The following is a 16,438-nucleotide window of genomic DNA, read 5'->3' as shown; positions in this document are numbered from 1 at the left end:
GAGTATCCGGGGACCACCAACCCGTTCCCATGGATGAGCGAGATCATGGACTTGAAGAAAGAGAAAAACTTCTTCGAAACCCGCGTGATCGAGTACCAGACCGGCGGTGCGCTGAGCTGGGATTGATCCACGAACACGCATCAATGTGGGAGCGGGCTTGCCCGCCCCAACATGGGCGCCGCGGGGCGCTACAGACTTTGCTAATAGCCTTTTATGCCTAACCAAACCATCAAGACCCCCTGCGTCGGCCTGTGCTCCACCGTGTACGGTGACCTGGTCTGCCGGGGTTGCAAGCGTTATCACCATGAAGTGATCCAGTGGAATGGCTACAACGCCGAGGAAAAGCGCGCGGTGTGGCAGCGTCTGGAGCAGTTGCTGGTGCAGGTGATGGCCAGCAAGTTGGAAGTGTTCGACCCCGAACGCTTGCGTCAGCAGTTGCAGGACCGCCAGATCCGTTTTATGCCCCAGCAGTCGCCATATTGCTGGGCGTATCAGTTGATCGCGCGCGGTGCGCGGGTGATCTCCCGCCTGGATGCTTACGGTCTGGCGCTGTTGCCGGAGTTTCGCGAACGCCATCTGGCGGATTTGCGCGATGCCATTGATCGGGAGTTTTTCCTGTTGTCCGAGGCGCATTACCAGCGATATATCGCGCCGAATTTCCTCAAGGACGCCTTTGGGCCTGCTCTGATTGCCGCCTTGTAGCGCTCAAATTCAGGCCGTTGTGTGTCACTTCATACCGCTCCAATCCTCGCGTGTGGTTAAAATGCCGCCCGCTCAACAACCCGATGCTCAACGATGACCCCAGACGCACTCGCTACCCTCCACGCTCACCTGCTGACGGCCCTGGCCAACCCGCCCAGTGAAACCCGACGCCTGTTCCACGGCCGTGGCCGTTGCTGGCCGGGCCTGGAGCAACTGACGGTGGATTGGTTGCAAGGCGTGCTGCTGGTCTCGTTATTCAAGGAGCCGCAGGCGGCACAGCTGGAAGCCCTGAAACAGCTGCTGCAAAGCGAGTTCAGCGCGCACACGGTTGCCCTGCAACACCGTTACTTGCCACAAAGCACCACCGAATGGCTGGTGGGGCAAGCGATCGACGAGCGGATCATCACCGAGGGCGGCCTGCGTTACCTGATCGACCTGGGTAAAAAGCAGAACACCGGGTTGTTCCTCGATATGCGCTACGGGCGCCAATGGGTGCGCGAACAGGCCAAGGGCCAGCGCGTGCTCAATCTGTTTGCCTACACCTGCGGCTTTTCCGTGGCGGCCATCGAAGGCGGTGCCGAGCATGTGGTGAATCTGGACATGGCGCGCGGCGCCCTGAGCCGTGGCCGCGATAATCATCGGCTCAACGGCCATGACCTGAGCGGCGTCACGTTTCTTGGCCATGACCTGTTCAAATCCTGGGCAAAAGTGATCAACAACGGCCCCTATGATCTGGTGATCATCGACCCGCCATCGTTCCAGAAAGGCAGTTTTCTGCTGACCAAGGACTATCAGCGCGTGCTGCGACGCCTGCCGGAACTGCTGACCGCTCAGGGCACGGTGCTGGCGTGCATGAACGATCCGGCCTTCGGCGAAGACTTCCTGATCGATGGCGTGACCCGCGAAGCGCCGGGGCTGCATTTCGTACAGCGCCTGGCGAACCCGCCGGAATTTCCCGACGTCGACCCACAAAGTGGCCTCAAAGCCCTGGTGTTTCGCCAGGGCTGATGCCGAAACGTCCTACGCTTGCTACCCTAAGCAAGACGCCGGGCGGTGAACCTTATCCCCCCCTTCCCGGTCGATACCTGCATTCCCCGGCCAGACTCGACCGCGTCACGTTGTCGGCTGCCCCGTTCCACCTTTGGAGAACCGCCCGTGATATCGACCCTGCATGTAGCCAGAATCAAAGCCTGGGGCGCCCACGGCTTTACCGCCACCGGTGTGGTCCTGGCCTTCCTGGCCACCCTGGCCCTGCTGGAAAACTCGCCTAAGGCTTGCCTGCTGTGGCTGGGCCTGGCGCTGGTGGTGGATGGCCTCGATGGCTCCCTGGCGCGGCGCGTCAATGTCAGCACGGTGCTGCCGAGCTTCGACGGTTCGGTGCTGGATTTGGTGATCGATTACCTCACCTACGTGTTTATCCCCGCGCTGTTTATCTACCGCTACATCGACCTGCCGGAGTTCACCCATCTGTTTACCGTGTCGGTGATCCTGGTGTCGTCCTTGTTCTGCTTCTGCAACGTCAATATGAAAAGCAAGGACAACTACTTCGTCGGCTTCCCCGCCGCCTGGAACGTGGTAGCCCTGTGCGTGTACATCATCCAGCCGGACGCGTGGGTCACCTTGCTGACGGTCATCGGTTTGGCCCTGCTGACCGTCACGCCGATGAAGTTTCTGCACCCGTTTCGGGTCAAGCGCTTTATGCCGATCAATATCGCGGTGACCACCATCTGGTTGCTGTGCAGCTTTTTGATGGTCGTGGATTATCCCAACACCAATCCGTGGACATTCGGCTTGTGGTCGCTGATGTCGGCGTACTTTCTGGGGATTTGCATCTGGCGCACCGCGCTGGAGTGGCTGGGCACCCACAAATAGCCAAATAGGTGGGATGGGGCTGCCCCCCGATGGCGATGTGTCAGTCAGCTTATCTGTCACTGATACACCGCAATCGGGGGGTAGGCACCCTCCCACAGTTGGTTCTGCATACATTCGGCAGGTAAGATGGCGACCTTCCGCATAGCGCCCTGCCAACCATAAGCCCTGCCCATGCCCTTCGAACTCAGCGTTGACCTCACCACCCTCGCCATCCTCGCCATCGTGGCCTTTATTGCCGGTTTTATTGATGCCATCGCCGGCGGTGGCGGGCTGTTGACCACCCCGGCGCTGCTCACCGCCGGCATGCCGCCGCACTTGGTGCTGGGCACCAACAAGCTCAGTTCCACGTTCGGCTCGGCCACCGCCAGTTTCACGTTTTACCGCCGCAAGCTGTTTCACCCGCGTCAATGGATGCACGCCATCGTCGGCACGCTGGTGGGCGCGCTGGCCGGTGCGGTGGTCGCCCACTACCTGCCAGCCGAGGCCTTGAACAAAATGCTGCCGGTGATCGTATTCGCCTGCGGCCTTTACCTGCTGTTCGGCGGCACGCCCAAGGCGCCGCTGGACGTCGACGCGCCGATCAAGAAAAAGTGGCAGGCCACCCAAGGCTTCGGCCTGGGCTTCTACGATGGCGTAGCAGGCCCGGGCACCGGGGCGTTCTGGACCGTCAGCACCCTGCTGCTGCACCCCATCGACCTGGTCAAGGCCAGCGGTGTGGCGCGCAGCATGAACTTCGTCAGCAACGCGGCAGCGCTGTCGGTGTTTATCTTCAACGGTTCGGTGGACTGGATAGTCGGCCTGGCGATGGGGATTTCGGTGATGGGCGGGGCCTTCTTTGGCGCTCGCAGCGCGATCAGCGGCGGCGCCAAATTCATTCGTCCGGTGTTTATCACCGTGGTCCTCGGCCTGACCGTGCGCTTAGCCTGGCAGCACTGGTTCAGCGTGGCCTAAGCGGCGCGCCACATAGAGGTCGATCAGGTAGCGCGCAATCGAACGCGACGCCGGCAACGGCGGCAGGTCATGGATGTTGAACCACTGCGCGTCCTCGATCTCGTCGGCCTGGGGCACGATGTCGCCACCGGCATATTCGGCATGGAAGCCGAGCATCATCGAATGGGGGAACGGCCAGCACTGGCTGCCCATGTACTGGATATTCTGTACCTCCACCTGCACTTCCTCGCGCACCTCGCGAATCAGGCAGTCTTCGGCCGACTCCCCCGGCTCGGCAAACCCGGCCAACGTGCTGTAGACCCCGGTCACAAAGCGCGGCGAACGGGCCAGCAGGATTTCGTCGCCACGGGTCACCAGCACGATCATGCTCGGCGAGATGCGCGGGTAACTGCGTAGGTCGCACGCCTGGCAATACATTGCGCGTTCGCGTGGCACTTGCACCATGGCCAGGCCGCAGCTGCCGCAAAAGCGGTGCTCGCGGGCCCAAGTGCCGATCTGCGCGGCGTAACCCAGCACTTTGTACAGGGTGTGATCGCCTTGCAGCATAAAACCGCGCAAGCCCTGCCAACTGCAGCCGAGCACATCGCTGGGGGCGTTTAGCTCCAGCAGGTACACCGGCTCGCCGTCGAGGTGGCCGATACCGTGTTCGGCGAACACCGAAAGGTCCTGACGCTTGAGCCACTCCCGCGGAAACAGCGGGCCATTGGCGTCATGTAAAAAGCCTTCGCAGCTGCGGGCGACAGCCCAGCCGCCAGGGGTGTCGTTGTCCAGAAGCGTTGTGGTAATCCAGCCTGGGGTCATGTCTATCAATCCACGAATTCGGGTGTCTGCTTGCTCATATGGGCCGCGATGGCCACACGCAGGTCGTTGGATTGCAACATAGCCGAGTTCCAGGTGGCAACGTATTCCAGCCCGTCATTGACCGTATGGTCACGCATATAGCTGATCATTGCCTTGGTGCCGGTCACGGCAATCGGCGATTTGGCCGCGATGTCCCGAGCGATCTCCAGCACGCCGGCCAACAGGCTGTCGTGATCGGCATACACACGGTTGACCAGGCCGATGCTTCGCGCCTCTTCTGCGCCGAACATGCGCCCGGTGTAAGCCAGTTCGCGCAGCATACCGTCGCCGATGATGCGCGGCAGGCGTTGCAGCGTGCCGACGTCGGCGGCCATGCCGATATCGATTTCCTTGATAGAGAACTGCGCATCTTCGGCGGCATAGCGCATGTCACAGGCACTGATCAGGTCGATGGCGCCACCGATGCAATAGCCCTGGATCGCCGCCAGCACTGGCTTGCGGCAATTGTCCACGGCATTGAATGAAGCTTGCAGTTCGAGAATCTTGCGCCGCAGCAAGCGCGCGTTGCGGCCCACGTCTTTGCCCAGGTCATTGGCCACCGAGGCCAGCATCATCAGGTCGATACCGGAGGAAAAATGCTTGCCGGCACCGCTGAGCACCACGGCGCGCACGGCATCGGTGTCGTCGATCCATTGGAAAATGTCGATGATCTCGGTCCAGAACGCGGCGTTCATCGCGTTGATTTTTTCCGGGCGGTTGATCTGCACATGGGCAACGTTGCCGTTGAGTTCGACGACAAAGGCTTGGTATTCGGACATGGCCATGATCCCTGACTGGCGAAGGAGAAGGCCCAGACTATAACAAGGGTGCGCGACGGCGCATCGGCCAAAAGCGGGACTGGCCAGCGGGATGGAAAAGAGGCTGGATAAAACCCCGCGCACACGCCATCCTTCGTGCTTTGAGCCGCGCAGTGCGTGGCGTTCGACGTTTAAAGGATATGCCCATGCACGCCCAGCCCCTCGCCCCCGCCGATTTCGCCGCCCTGGAAGACACCCTGCTCAAGTACGGCGATGACCACTCCGTGTTGAACGTGGCCGAACTCGACGGCTACTTCACCGCGCTGGTCTCCGGCCCGGCGCCGGTAGACATCGCCGAGTGGTTCCCGGCGATCTGGGGCGGCCAGAACCCCGAGTGGGAAAGCGCCGACGAGGCGCAGCAGTTTCTGGACCTGTGCGTGCGCCACCTCAACACCCTGGCGGCGCAACTGGCCGGCGACGCCCCGGGCTTCACGCCGCGCTTCGACGAAACCGAGCATCGGGCACAGACGGTAACCCTGGCTGAAGAATGGTGCTTCGGCTACATCCGTGGTGCTGCCATCGGTAACTGGCCGCCGCTGCCGACGGAACAGGCAGCGAACCTGGAGAAAATCTCCTGGTGCGCCGAACAGGACAACTTTGAATTGCCCGCCGACCTGGATATCCAGGCCCACCAGCAGCGCGCCGGCCAGATCGAACCGGCGGCGCAGGCATTGCATGATTACTGGTCGAGCCAGCGCTAAGCCTCGACAGCACGGCATCAATGCCCGATTATTCGGGTCCGCCCCGTCGGCCACTCCGTGCCACCTTGCCTTGAATCAGGAGCCTTGTACCTTGAGTTCGCAGAAAACCGTGACCGTTACACCGCCCAACGCCCCGCTCATCGGCAAGGTCGCGCCCCCCGGCTCCAAATCCATTACCAACCGTGCATTGCTGCTGGCGGCCCTGGCCAAGGGCACCAGCCGTTTGAGTGGTGCACTGAAAAGCGACGATACCCGCCACATGTCGGTGGCCCTGCGCCAGATGGGCGTGACCATTGAGGAGCCGGACGACACCACGTTCGTGGTCACCGGTCAGGGCAAGTTGCAGTTGCCGGCGCAACCGCTGTTCCTCGGCAACGCCGGCACCGCCATGCGCTTTCTCACCGCCGCCGTGGCCACCGTGCAAGGCACCGTGGTGCTCGATGGCGACGACTACATGCGCAAGCGCCCCATTGGCCCGCTGCTGGCCACCCTCGGGCAGAACGGCATCCAGGTCGACAGCCCGAGCGGCTGCCCGCCAGTCACCGTGCACGGCACGGGCAAGGTGCAGGCCAAGCGCTTCGAGATCGACGGCGGGTTGTCCAGCCAATACGTATCGGCCCTGCTGATGCTTGCCGCCTGCGGTGAAGCGCCGATTGAAGTGGCGCTGACCGGCAAGGACATCGGCGCCCGTGGCTATGTGGACCTGACCCTGGACTGCATGCGCGCCTTCGGAGCGCAGGTCGATGCCGTCGACGACACCACCTGGCGCGTCGCCCCCACTGGCTACACCGCCCATGATTACCTGATCGAACCCGACGCCTCCGCCGCCACCTACCTGTGGGCCGCCGAAGTGTTGACTGGCGGGCGTATCGACATCGGTGTAGCGGCCCAGGATTTCACCCAGCCGGACGCCAAGGCGCAGGCGGTGATCGCCCAGTTCCCGGATATGCAGGCCACGGTAGTGGGCTCGCAGATGCAGGACGCGATCCCCACCCTGGCAGTGCTGGCGGCGTTCAACAACACCCCGGTACGCTTTACCGAACTGGCCAACCTGCGCGTCAAGGAATGTGACCGGGTGCAGGCGCTGCATGACGGCCTGAATCAAATCCGCCCCGGCCTGGCGACCATCGAAGGCGACGACCTGCTGGTGGCCAGCGACCCGGCGTTGGCCGGCACCGCCTGCACCGCGCTGATCGACACCCACGCCGACCATCGCATCGCCATGTGCTTTGCCCTGGCCGGCTTGAAGGTGGCGGGCATTCGCATCCAGGACCCGGACTGCGTGGCCAAGACCTATCCCGACTACTGGAAGGCCTTGAGCAGCCTGGGTGTCGCGCTGACCTATTGAGCCCGGCGCGCCGGAATGGGGAGGACTGAACATGAACATTCGCCAACCCTGCCCACCCGGCGCCTGCGTATGCGAGCGCGAGCAATTGCTGCAAGCGCCCGAGGCGGACTTGCGCATCCTCGGCCTGACCCGCCAGGAAGAGAAACGCCTGCTCGAACGCCTGGAAAACCTGCAAAACCTGCAAGACCTGGAACGCATGCAACAACGCATGTACGAACTGCTGGGCATCCGCGTACACATCGCGCCGGGCCACACCGAAGTCAAAAGCATGCGCGGCATTCAGATCGTCATCGACGACCTGCCCGGGCTATGTCGCAAAACCCGCCAAGCGATTCCGGCGGCGATTCGCCGGGGCATGGAAAAACGCCCGGAGATCGCCTACCGCCTGCTGGACGCCCACGACCTGTTTCGCGACGGGTAAGTCAGCCCGCCACCGTTTCGGCCTTGAACAGCCCCTGGCCCACGGTTCTCGCGGTGCTCAAATGGGCCTCTGCGCTGCCGCTTTCCGAGTCCAGTAGCAGGTCGGACGTGAGCACCTTCGCGCCACAGTAATCAAAGATGCCGTAGTCAATCTGCGTGTGCATCGATTGGGCATAACCATGCCGTTCGTACGCGCTGAAGTCCGCCGCGCCAAGCGCCAGCAGGTGCACGTGTAAATGCCCGAGTTTTTTCACCACCGGGGTGTCCGGGCCGTAGTCGATGGCCCAACCGTTGACGAATACACGGTCAATCCAACCCTTGAGCAGGCCGGGCATCGACCACCAATAAATGGGAAACACCAGAACCAACGCATCGGCGCGGTCGATGCGGGCCTGTTCGGCCAGCACATCGGCCGGTGGTGCGGCGCGTTCGCGATGCACCCGATGGTCGGCAGCGCTGTAACGCGGGTCGAAGCCCTCGGCGGCGAGGTCGGCGATTTCAGAGGTGTGATCCGATAGGCGCAGGCCATGGGCAACCTGGGCGGCAATGCTGTGGGTCAGGGATTGTGGGTCGTGATGGGCGACAACGATCAGTGCGTGCATGACATTCACTCCGGTTCAGTTTAGGCTCTGGGCTTAAGTTACGAACAGTAAGTTACTTTTGGTATATAAGCATGTCAAGCCAAGAATCTCCTGCACCCCGCCGTCGTCTGTCCCGTGAAGATCGCCTGCAACAATTATTGGAGGTGGCCTGGCAGCTGGTGCGCGATGAAGGCACCGATGCCCTGACCCTGGGCCGTGTGGCAGAACTGGCCGGCGTCACCAAGCCGGTGGTCTACGACCATTTTGTCACCCGTGCGGGGTTACTGGCGGCGCTGTACGAAGATTTCGACGCGCGCCAGAACCAGGCGTTTGTCGACGCACTCGACACCAGCGACGCCACCCTGGAAGGCCGCGCTGGGGTGATTGCCGCGTGCTACATCGATTGTGTGCTATTGCAGGGGCGGGAAATCCCAGGCGTGATCGCGGCCTTGAACAGTTCCCCGGAACTGGAAACCCTCAAGCGCAAGTACGAAGCGATCTTCCTCGACAAATGCCGCGATGCTCTGGCGCCCTTCGCCCCCTCCGGCACAGTGCCTCAAGCCGGCTTGAGGGCCATGCTCGGGGCGGCCGAAGCGTTGTCCCACGCAGCGGCCAATGGCGAGGTCAGCCGTGAAGAAGCACAGCAGGAATTGCAGGCGATCATTGCAGCGATGATTAACCGCGCTCGCCCGTGACGAACGCCTGCACCTTGCGCGCCAGCTGATCCAAGTGGCGGTCGCGCTGGCGCTCGGCGTCGACCATCGCGCGTTTGCCGTGCCGTTGCAGCAGGTAGGTATGGATCTGCTGCACCTCAAGGGAGCGGTAGATCGCGGCCACGTCCAGCACGCCCATCAGCCCGTCGGTGCCGTAGTTACGCGTGTTCATCAGCACCTGGGTATCGCGTGCGCCGCGCACCTGGAACCCCATGGCCTCGAAGGCCGGCACCTTTTCCACCGAGCAAGCCAGCTCCGCATGGGGGTAGCGAGCCAGCACGTCCTGCATCATGGCGCGCCCTACCCCGTGGCGCCGCGAACCGGCCTGCACGGCCATAAAGGGAATGCCGCAGGCCTCGGGGTCATCCTTGACCGGTAAACACAACAGAAACCCAATGACCTGTTCCGGGTCCTGGGCATCCGTCGCCACCACCAGCTCGACCGCAATGCCCTTCTCACCGCTCAACGCCTCCAGATACAAGTGCACCTCGAAGCCGATGGCGTATTGGTAGATGTTGTACAGCAGGTTGCTGGGGGGCAACGCGACGCTGCTGATATCGGTGAGGTTGTCCACCACCATCTGCAGGATCTGACCATTGATAGGCTCGGGGCACGGCGTGGTGTAACGGGTAAGGCTGAACATGCACATTCCTGGGGGTTGGGCTTCAAGGCAGCGGCGATTGTACCTGTTACACCCGGTTCATGGCCCGCACACCTCACGCAGGCAGCCGCGCAGCCAGCGGTGGGCCGGGTCCGCGTCCAGTCGCGGGTGCCAAAGCATGGCTACGCTGAAGGTGGGCAGGCTCAGCGGCAGTTCAAAGCAGAACAGCTCGTTGCGCTGGGCAATATAGCGTTCGGGGACGCTGGCTATCAGGTCGGTGTCCCGTGCCAGGGCGATGGCAGTGGCGAACCCGGCGACTATGGTGTGGATCTGCCGCGTAACGCCCAGGGCTTGCAGGGCATCGTCGATCTGGCCACGGTCCTGGCCTCGCCGCGACACATAGAGGTGTTGGCCTTCGGCGTAGCGTTGCAGGCTGACCGTGCCGCGACTGAGGGGATGGCCGTTGCGCACCACGCCCACCAAGCGATCGCGGAACAGCGCCTGGGTCAGCACCTCGGGGCCGGCGCTGGGGTCGACCACGCCGATGTCCAGATCCACACGGGCGTCGCGCAGCGGTGCGGTGTCCTTGTCGGTTTTACTCAGCAGACGCAGACGCACGTCCGGCGCTTCTTGAGCGATACGCCGGAGCAACGCGGCGCCGAAACACTCGATGAACTCTTCGCTGGTGCGCAACGTAAAGGTGCGCTCGACGTGGGCCATGTCCACCGCTTGCGCCGGGCGCAGGGCCGCCTGGGCCTCCTGCACCAAGCGGCTGACCTGCTCGCGCAACGCCAACGCATGAGGCGTCGGCACCAAGCCACGACCGGCACGCACCAACAACGGATCGCCCGTGGTGTGCCGCAGACGCGCCAAGGCCCGGCTCATGGCCGAAGGGCTCAAGTGCAGGCGCTTGGCCGCACGTTCCACGCTACCCTCGGCGAGCAGCACATCCAGGGTGATCAACAGGTTCAGATCAGGCATCAGCGCTCCCAAGCAGGCGTTTTATGCAGGTATTTAATGCAATCCATGTGTCTTCCGCCATGTTAGGCCAGGCCGTAGAGTTCTGTCAGTCACCTTCAGTCAAGGAGTTCCCCATGCCCATCTCTTCGCGCGGTGCTCTAGTCAGCCTGTGCTTGTCCATGCTGCTGGCCTCGCTGGGCACCAGCATCGCCAACGTCGGCCTGCCGACGCTGGCACAGTCCTTCAATGCAGCGTTCCCGGCGGTGCAGTGGGTGGTGCTGGCGTACCTGCTGGGCATCACGGCGGTGATCGTCAGTGCGGGTCGTTTGGGTGATCGCCTGGGGCGCCGTCGGGTGTTGATTGCTGGGCTGTTGCTGTTCGCGGTGGCGAGCACCGTGTGCGGCGTTGCCCCCTCATTGAATGGCTTGATCGCCGCGCGTGTGCTGCAAGGCCTCGGCGCGGCAAGCATGATGGCCATGGCCATGGGTCTGGTGGGCGATACCGTATCCAAGGAGCGTATCGGCCGAGTCATGGGCCTGCTGGGCACCATGTCGGCACTCGGTACGGCGATGGGCCCCAGTGTCGGCGGCGTGTTGCTCAGCCTATGGGGTTGGCACGCGTTGTTTATGGTGGGCACGCCCCTGGGGGTATTGGCCGCCGCCCTGGCCTGGCGCTATCTGCCGGTGGATCTGCCGCACGCACGCGTACCCGGCAGCCTGTGGTCGCCCTTGAAAGCCGCGCCATTACGCGCCGGCCTGGCCATGAGCGCGCTGGTGTCGGCGGTGATCATGGCCACCTTCGTGGTCGGGCCGTTTTACCTGTCTCGCGGCCTGGGCCTCGCGCCTGAATGGATGGGCCTGGCAATGGCTGTAGGGCCGGGTGTCGCCGCGCTCACCGGCGTGCCGGCCGGACGCCTGACCGACCGCCTGGGCAGCCGCCGCGTCACACTGGTCGGGCTAAGCACATTGCTGGGCGGCGCGCTGCTGCTGTCCCTGGCGTCGGGGCTGATGGCTTATCTGGGCGCGCTGGTGATTCTGACCTGCGGCTACAGCCTGTTCCAAGCCGCCAACAACACCGCGGTGATGAGCGACGTGGACGCCTCCCGCCGCGGCACGGTCTCGGGCCTGCTCAACCTGTCACGCAACCTGGGCCTGATCCTCGGCACCTCAGCATTGGGCGCGGTATTCACCTGGGCCAGTCCGGATGTCATCCACGCCACGCCTGAATCTGTCACCCATGGACTGCACGTCACGTTCCGCGTCGCGGTGGGGCTGATCGTTCTGGCCGCTGCGATGGCAGTTTGCCGCATTGCCAGCGTTACGCCGCCGCTGAACACCCGTTGAGGCAAAAAAACAAAAAAGGCGTTGCGCCGGACCGGGTTACTTCGCGCATCATGGGCACTTTCAAGCTCAAGGGTAACGTCCATGCGCGTTCTGTCATTGATGATGGGTCTTACGACGCTGGCCGCCAGTACGGTGTTCTGCGCCAGCGCGATGGCGAATGAAGAAAGTCAGTTGGTACAACAGATCAATGCCTACCGCAGCCAGGTGCAACGCTGCGGCGATCAGGGTTCCCAGGAGTTGCCGCCGCTGACCAGCGACGCGCGCCTGGTGCTGCCAGCCAATAACGCCGGCGACCTGCAGCAGGCGCTGGCGCGGGCTGCGTACCCGATGGTGAATGTGCAGGCCATCAGCCTGTCCGGGCCCAAGGATGCCGCTGCGGCCATGAAGGCAGTAAGCGAGAGCTTCTGCCGGGTGGTGCTGGACCCGCAATACGTCGACATCGGCGTGAGCAACACGGGCCAGGACTGGCGCATCGTGCTGGCGCGCCCGCTGCTGTCCAGCGGCCGGGGCGACTGGCAGACCGAAGGCAAGCAATTGCTCAGTCTGGTCAATGCCGCCCGCGCTCAAGCGCACCAGTGCGGCACCCAAGCGTTTACCGCCACCACCCCGCTGGCCTGGAACGACACCCTGGCCGCCGCAGCCAACGGCCACACGCGCAACATGGCCAACGGCAACTTCTTCGATCATCTGGACCATGAGGGCAGAACCCCAGGTGACCGTGCGGAACTGGCCGGCTATACCGCCAAATCCATTGGGGAAAACATCGCCGCCGGCCTGGATACTCCGCGCAAGGTGGTGGACGGCTGGCTCGCCAGCCCCGGCCATTGCGCCAACCTGATGAACCCGCAGTTTCGCGAACTGGGCGCGGCCTATGCCATGGACCCCAAGAGCGATGCGGGCATCTATTGGACCGCCATGTTCGGCACTCCGCAGCAATAGAGGGTGGTTGACCGCCCTCGTCGCCCCTCAAACGAATAGAGCATCAAAATGCCATCTCGTGGATAATCCGCTGAACTGGCGGCGGGCATTCCGGTCTGTAGCTTGGCAGCCTGGGCACTCCAGGCGACGACAGACTGTGGCAAACAAGGTGTGACCCCAATGATGAATTGGCTGCAAAGCAGCAGCGACATGGCCGAACAGGTTCGTCAGCATGATTGGGCAAGTACGCCCCTGGGGCCATTGGAGCAGTGGCCAGATGTCTTGAAGACCACCGTTGCGCTGTGTTTCGCGTCGAGTTTCCCTCAGGCAATCGTCTGGGGGCCACAACTGATCACGCTCTACAACGATGCGTTTATTCCGATCCTGGGTAACAAGCCCTACGCTCTGGGCCGTCCTTTCAGCGAAATCTGGAGCGAGGTGTGGGACGAAGTGCGTCCCATCGCCAGCGCGGCCTTCGAAGGGCACGCCACCTATATCGAGAATTTCCCGCTGGTAATCGAACGCGGGCCCGCACCGGAACAGGCGTACTTCACATTCTGCTACAGCCCGATCCGCGATCCGCGAGGCAAAGTGGTCGGCATGCTCGATACCGTCACCGAAACCACCGCCACCGTGTTTCACGCGCGCCGCCTGGCGTTGCTGGACGCCATCGGCAACGCGGTGGCCAACGCCAACGACGCCCAGGCGATCATGACTGACACCACTCGCCTGCTGGCCGAGCACTTGCAGGTGAGCAATTGCGCCTACGCCGATATGGATGCCGATGAAGACGGCTTCACCATCCGCGACAACTGGACCGTCCCCGGCTCGCCGAGCATTATCGGTCGTTATAGCCTAGCGGCGTTTGGCGAACGCGCGGTTAAGTGCCTACGCGCCGGTGAGCCGCTGGTGATCCACAACAACTTGCGCGAACTGCCGCCCCACGAGGCCGAGCAATTCCAGACGCTGGGGGTGACCGCCACCATCTGCATGCCGCTGATCCGCAACGGCCGTCTTACCGCCCTGATGGCCGTGCATGACAAAGTTGCGCGGCCGTGGTCGCACTACGACCTGGCGGTGCTGCGGGAAGTCACCGAGCGCTCCTGGGCCTATATCGAGCGCGTGCGTGCCGACGCCGATGTGCGCGCCGGCCTGGCCGCCTACGCCGAACTCAACACCACCCTGGAGCAGCGCGTCGAAGAGCGCACCCTGGCGCTGGCCCAGACCGAAGCCGCCCTGCGCCAATCGCAGAAGCTGGAAGCCATCGGCCAATTAACCGGGGGCGTGGCCCACGACTTCAATAACCTGCTGACCATCATCCGTTCCTCGGTGGATTTTCTGCGCCAGCCAGGGCTCTCTGAAGAACGCCGCCAGCGTTACATGAGCGCGGTCTCGGACACCGTCGAGCGCGCCAGCAAGTTGACCAGCCAGTTGCTCGCCTTCGCCCGGCGCCAGCCGCTGAACCCGGAAGTCTTCGACGTCGGCCAGCGCGTGCAAAATATCGGCGAAATGCTCGAAAGCGTCACCGGTGCGCGCATCCAGGTACGGGTGGAGTTACCGACGCAGCCGTGTTTTGCGCGGATAGATTCAAGCCAGTTCGAAACCGCACTGATCAACATCGCCCTCAATGCGCGGGACGCCATGGACGGTCACGGCACCCTCACCTTGCGCCTGACCGGTCAACAGCCCCTGCCGCGCATACGCGGCGAGGCCGGTTCGCGCCAGCCGCATATCGCCATTGCCCTGGCCGACACCGGCCCCGGCATTCCCGGCGACACCGTCGAGCGCATTTTCGAACCGTTTTTTACCACCAAAGCCGTGGGCAAAGGCACGGGGCTGGGGCTGTCCCAAGTATTCGGCTTCGCCAAGCAGTCGGGAGGCAATATCGATGTAGCCAGCACCCTGGGCCAGGGCTCGGTGTTTACCCTGTACCTGCCGCAGGTCGCGGCCCAGGACTCGACACAACACCGCCCACAGGACGAACCGACGCCTGTCCATGACACCACGCAGTGCCATGTGCTGATCGTGGAAGACAATCTGGAGGTGGGGCGCTTTGCCAGCCAGATCCTGCAGGATCTGGGCTACCAGACCACGTGGGCTACCGATGCCGAACACGCCCTGCGCCTGGCGGGTCCGCAGGCGTTGGCCTTCGATGCGGTTTTTTCGGACGTGGTGATGCCTGGCATGACCGGCGTGGCCATGGCCAAGGAGCTGCGCCAACGTCGTGCCGACTTGCCGGTGGTATTGACCTCCGGCTACAGCGAGGAGCTGGCTGACAGCGGCTACGAAGGCTTTGAGTTCCTGCCCAAGCCCTACTCGGCCGATCAGGTCTCGCGGGTGCTGATCAAGGCGATACTCCGGGACTGAGCGGCGCCTTACTCCGCCAGCGCCACCTGGTTACGACCCTGGGCCTTGGCCCGATACAGCGCTTTATCCGCCATGTTCATCAGGCCGTGCAGGTCTTGGTCGTGATCATGGATGGAGGCTACACCGAGACTGGCCGACAAGCCCTTGACCGGCTCGGCGGCCAACCCGGAAATCGCCTTGATCAGTTGTTCGGCAATCGCACGCGCGGTTTCCAAGGACGTATTGGGCAGCAACACCGCGAATTCTTCGCCGCCCAGCCGGCCATACACGTCGGCCTGCCGGAACGAGGCACTGATCACCCCGCCGATCTGGCGCAACACCTGATCGCCGGCCTGGTGGCCGTAGGTGTCGTTGATCTGTTTGAAGTGATCCATGTCCATCATCAGCGCACACAACGGTTGCTGGTTGTGTCGGCATTGCGCGTACAGCACCTGGGCACGCTCGAAAAATGCACGGCGGTTCATCAGCCCGGTCAATTCATCGGTTTGTGCGGCGCGGGTAGAGATGGAGTGGGCACGCTCCATTTGCCGGGTCAGGCGAAAGGCCTTCTCCAGGGCCCCGGACAATTTGCGCGTGGCGCTGAACACAAAGGTGGAAAACACCAGGACCGCGATAGCAATCCCCACTTGCATTGACGAGGGCTGCCACAATAGCCAGAGGGTGCACGGCATCAGCACCAGGCTGATGGACGCCACGGTCATGGCGCGATAAGCCGAATAACACGACACCGCGCTGACTGACATGCCCACGGTAAATAGCATGACCAACACCTGGGACAGCCGGTCATCGGTGGGAATCAGCGCAAATGCGCCGCCTCCCCAGATGCTGGCCGAGAGCACCAGCGTAATCCAGTAACGCCGTTCCCAGCGCTCCGGCGTGCGCTCGCTGTAGGGGCAACGGAACCATTCCATGAACATCTTGATGCGCAGCAGTGACGAAACGCCAAGGGTCACCAGCCAGACCAGCATGATGCGCTGATCAAGACGGTCCCAGCACAGCCAGCAGAGCATGGTGGCGGCCAGGTAACTGCCCAAAATCGCCGCGAATGACTGCCGGAACAGCTGGTGCAGACGATCCGTGCGCACCTGCTCTTCGATAGTGTCATCCCGGTCCTGCCCACGCCCAAGGCCATTCATGAAATTCGCCTGATCCGACTGCCGCGACAAAGGCGCCATTGTGGCATCCTGCCAGCAATCTGAACAACTGAATCGGCCTAGTTAGAGCGGTTGTTTGAGGGGCGATGCCAAACCACGCCAGACATAACGGCAAAGGGCGATCATTGCAGATCGCCCCCCACTCGCCA

General features: G+C 62.9%; 17 protein-coding genes and 1 pseudogene. 12 read left to right on the top strand and 6 right to left on the bottom strand.

Going from position 1 to position 16,438, the window contains the following annotated elements:
- The 5 genes and pseudogenes from ABX75_RS29380 to ABX75_RS11355 all read left to right on the top strand — a co-directional run.
- Positions 1-126 (top strand): annotated as a pseudogene (locus ABX75_RS29380) (ribonucleotide-diphosphate reductase subunit beta); the annotation flags it as partial.
- Between the two features lie 87 nt (positions 127-213).
- Positions 214-702, top strand: a complete 489-nt coding sequence (locus ABX75_RS11370) for a DUF1289 domain-containing protein (RefSeq protein ID WP_034097187.1) — start codon at positions 214-216, stop codon at positions 700-702.
- A 93-nt stretch (positions 703-795) separates the two neighbouring features.
- On the top strand, positions 796-1,710 hold the full coding sequence (locus ABX75_RS11365) for a class I SAM-dependent methyltransferase (RefSeq protein WP_034097186.1): 915 nt from the start codon (positions 796-798) through the stop codon (positions 1,708-1,710).
- A gap of 147 nt (positions 1,711-1,857) precedes the next feature.
- On the top strand, positions 1,858-2,574 hold the full coding sequence (gene pcsA / locus ABX75_RS11360; protein WP_034097185.1) for a phosphatidylcholine synthase: 717 nt from the start codon (positions 1,858-1,860) through the stop codon (positions 2,572-2,574).
- A gap of 171 nt (positions 2,575-2,745) precedes the next feature.
- Positions 2,746-3,525: a TSUP family transporter gene (locus ABX75_RS11355; RefSeq protein WP_034097184.1), complete on the top strand. Its 780-nt coding sequence runs from the start codon at positions 2,746-2,748 to the stop codon at positions 3,523-3,525.
- Here ABX75_RS11355 and nudC read toward each other — a convergent pair.
- Both nudC and ABX75_RS11345 read right to left on the bottom strand, forming a co-directional pair.
- Entirely contained in the window at positions 3,493-4,326 is an 834-nt protein-coding gene (gene nudC / locus ABX75_RS11350; RefSeq protein ID WP_047881960.1) for an NAD(+) diphosphatase, read from the bottom strand. The genes ABX75_RS11355 and nudC overlap by 33 nt on opposite strands.
- Before the next feature lie 5 nt (positions 4,327-4,331).
- Positions 4,332-5,144, bottom strand: a complete 813-nt coding sequence (locus ABX75_RS11345) for a crotonase/enoyl-CoA hydratase family protein (RefSeq protein WP_034097182.1) — start codon at positions 5,142-5,144, stop codon at positions 4,332-4,334.
- Positions 5,145-5,329: 185 nt separating this feature from the next.
- Here ABX75_RS11345 and ABX75_RS11340 point away from each other — a divergent pair, with 185 nt between their 5' ends.
- From ABX75_RS11340 to ABX75_RS11330, 3 genes are all read left to right on the top strand, one after another.
- On the top strand, positions 5,330-5,884 hold the full coding sequence (locus ABX75_RS11340) for a UPF0149 family protein (RefSeq protein WP_034097180.1): 555 nt from the start codon (positions 5,330-5,332) through the stop codon (positions 5,882-5,884).
- Positions 5,885-5,975: 91 nt separating this feature from the next.
- Positions 5,976-7,232, top strand: a complete 1,257-nt coding sequence (locus ABX75_RS11335; RefSeq protein WP_047881959.1) for a 3-phosphoshikimate 1-carboxyvinyltransferase — start codon at positions 5,976-5,978, stop codon at positions 7,230-7,232.
- A gap of 31 nt (positions 7,233-7,263) precedes the next feature.
- The gene (locus ABX75_RS11330) at positions 7,264-7,653 is read left to right on the top strand and encodes a hypothetical protein (protein WP_034097177.1); all 390 of its coding nucleotides are present in this window, start codon (positions 7,264-7,266) and stop codon (positions 7,651-7,653) included.
- A 1-nt stretch (position 7,654) separates the two neighbouring features.
- On the opposite strand, the gene ABX75_RS11325 is transcribed toward ABX75_RS11330, so the two are convergent.
- Positions 7,655-8,254: an NAD(P)H-dependent oxidoreductase gene (locus ABX75_RS11325; RefSeq protein WP_047881958.1), complete on the bottom strand. Its 600-nt coding sequence runs from the start codon at positions 8,252-8,254 to the stop codon at positions 7,655-7,657.
- Positions 8,255-8,325: 71 nt separating this feature from the next.
- Here ABX75_RS11325 and ABX75_RS11320 point away from each other — a divergent pair, with 71 nt between their 5' ends.
- A complete protein-coding gene (locus ABX75_RS11320) occupies positions 8,326-8,928 on the top strand; it encodes a TetR/AcrR family transcriptional regulator (protein ID WP_047881957.1) in 603 nt (200 codons plus the stop codon).
- Here ABX75_RS11320 and ABX75_RS11315 read toward each other — a convergent pair.
- Both ABX75_RS11315 and ABX75_RS11310 read right to left on the bottom strand, forming a co-directional pair.
- Complete coding sequence (locus tag ABX75_RS11315; RefSeq protein ID WP_047881956.1) at positions 8,909-9,589, bottom strand: GNAT family N-acetyltransferase; 681 nt, start codon at positions 9,587-9,589, stop codon at positions 8,909-8,911. The genes ABX75_RS11320 and ABX75_RS11315 overlap by 20 nt on opposite strands.
- Positions 9,590-9,646: 57 nt before the next feature.
- Positions 9,647-10,528: a LysR family transcriptional regulator gene (locus ABX75_RS11310; protein ID WP_047881955.1), complete on the bottom strand. Its 882-nt coding sequence runs from the start codon at positions 10,526-10,528 to the stop codon at positions 9,647-9,649.
- A gap of 113 nt (positions 10,529-10,641) precedes the next feature.
- Between ABX75_RS11310 and ABX75_RS11305 the strand changes: the two genes are divergently transcribed.
- From ABX75_RS11305 to ABX75_RS11295, 3 genes are all read left to right on the top strand, one after another.
- The gene (locus ABX75_RS11305; RefSeq protein WP_047881954.1) at positions 10,642-11,850 is read left to right on the top strand and encodes an MFS transporter; all 1,209 of its coding nucleotides are present in this window, start codon (positions 10,642-10,644) and stop codon (positions 11,848-11,850) included.
- A gap of 81 nt (positions 11,851-11,931) precedes the next feature.
- A complete protein-coding gene (locus tag ABX75_RS11300) occupies positions 11,932-12,789 on the top strand; it encodes a CAP domain-containing protein (RefSeq protein ID WP_034097167.1) in 858 nt (285 codons plus the stop codon).
- A gap of 159 nt (positions 12,790-12,948) precedes the next feature.
- A complete protein-coding gene (locus ABX75_RS11295; RefSeq protein ID WP_047881953.1) occupies positions 12,949-15,135 on the top strand; it encodes a GAF domain-containing protein in 2,187 nt (728 codons plus the stop codon).
- A gap of 8 nt (positions 15,136-15,143) precedes the next feature.
- Here ABX75_RS11295 and ABX75_RS11290 read toward each other — a convergent pair whose 3' ends face one another.
- Complete coding sequence (locus ABX75_RS11290; protein WP_047881952.1) at positions 15,144-16,310, bottom strand: diguanylate cyclase; 1,167 nt, start codon at positions 16,308-16,310, stop codon at positions 15,144-15,146.
- Positions 16,311-16,438: the final 128 nt, after the last annotated feature.

Source organism: Pseudomonas sp. ARP3 (assembly GCF_001029595.1).
Classification (GTDB): Bacteria; Pseudomonadota; Gammaproteobacteria; order Pseudomonadales; family Pseudomonadaceae; genus Aquipseudomonas; species Aquipseudomonas rhodesiae.
The sequence above is the reverse complement of the archived record's forward strand: the minus strand, read 5'-3'. Positions and strand labels throughout refer to the sequence as shown.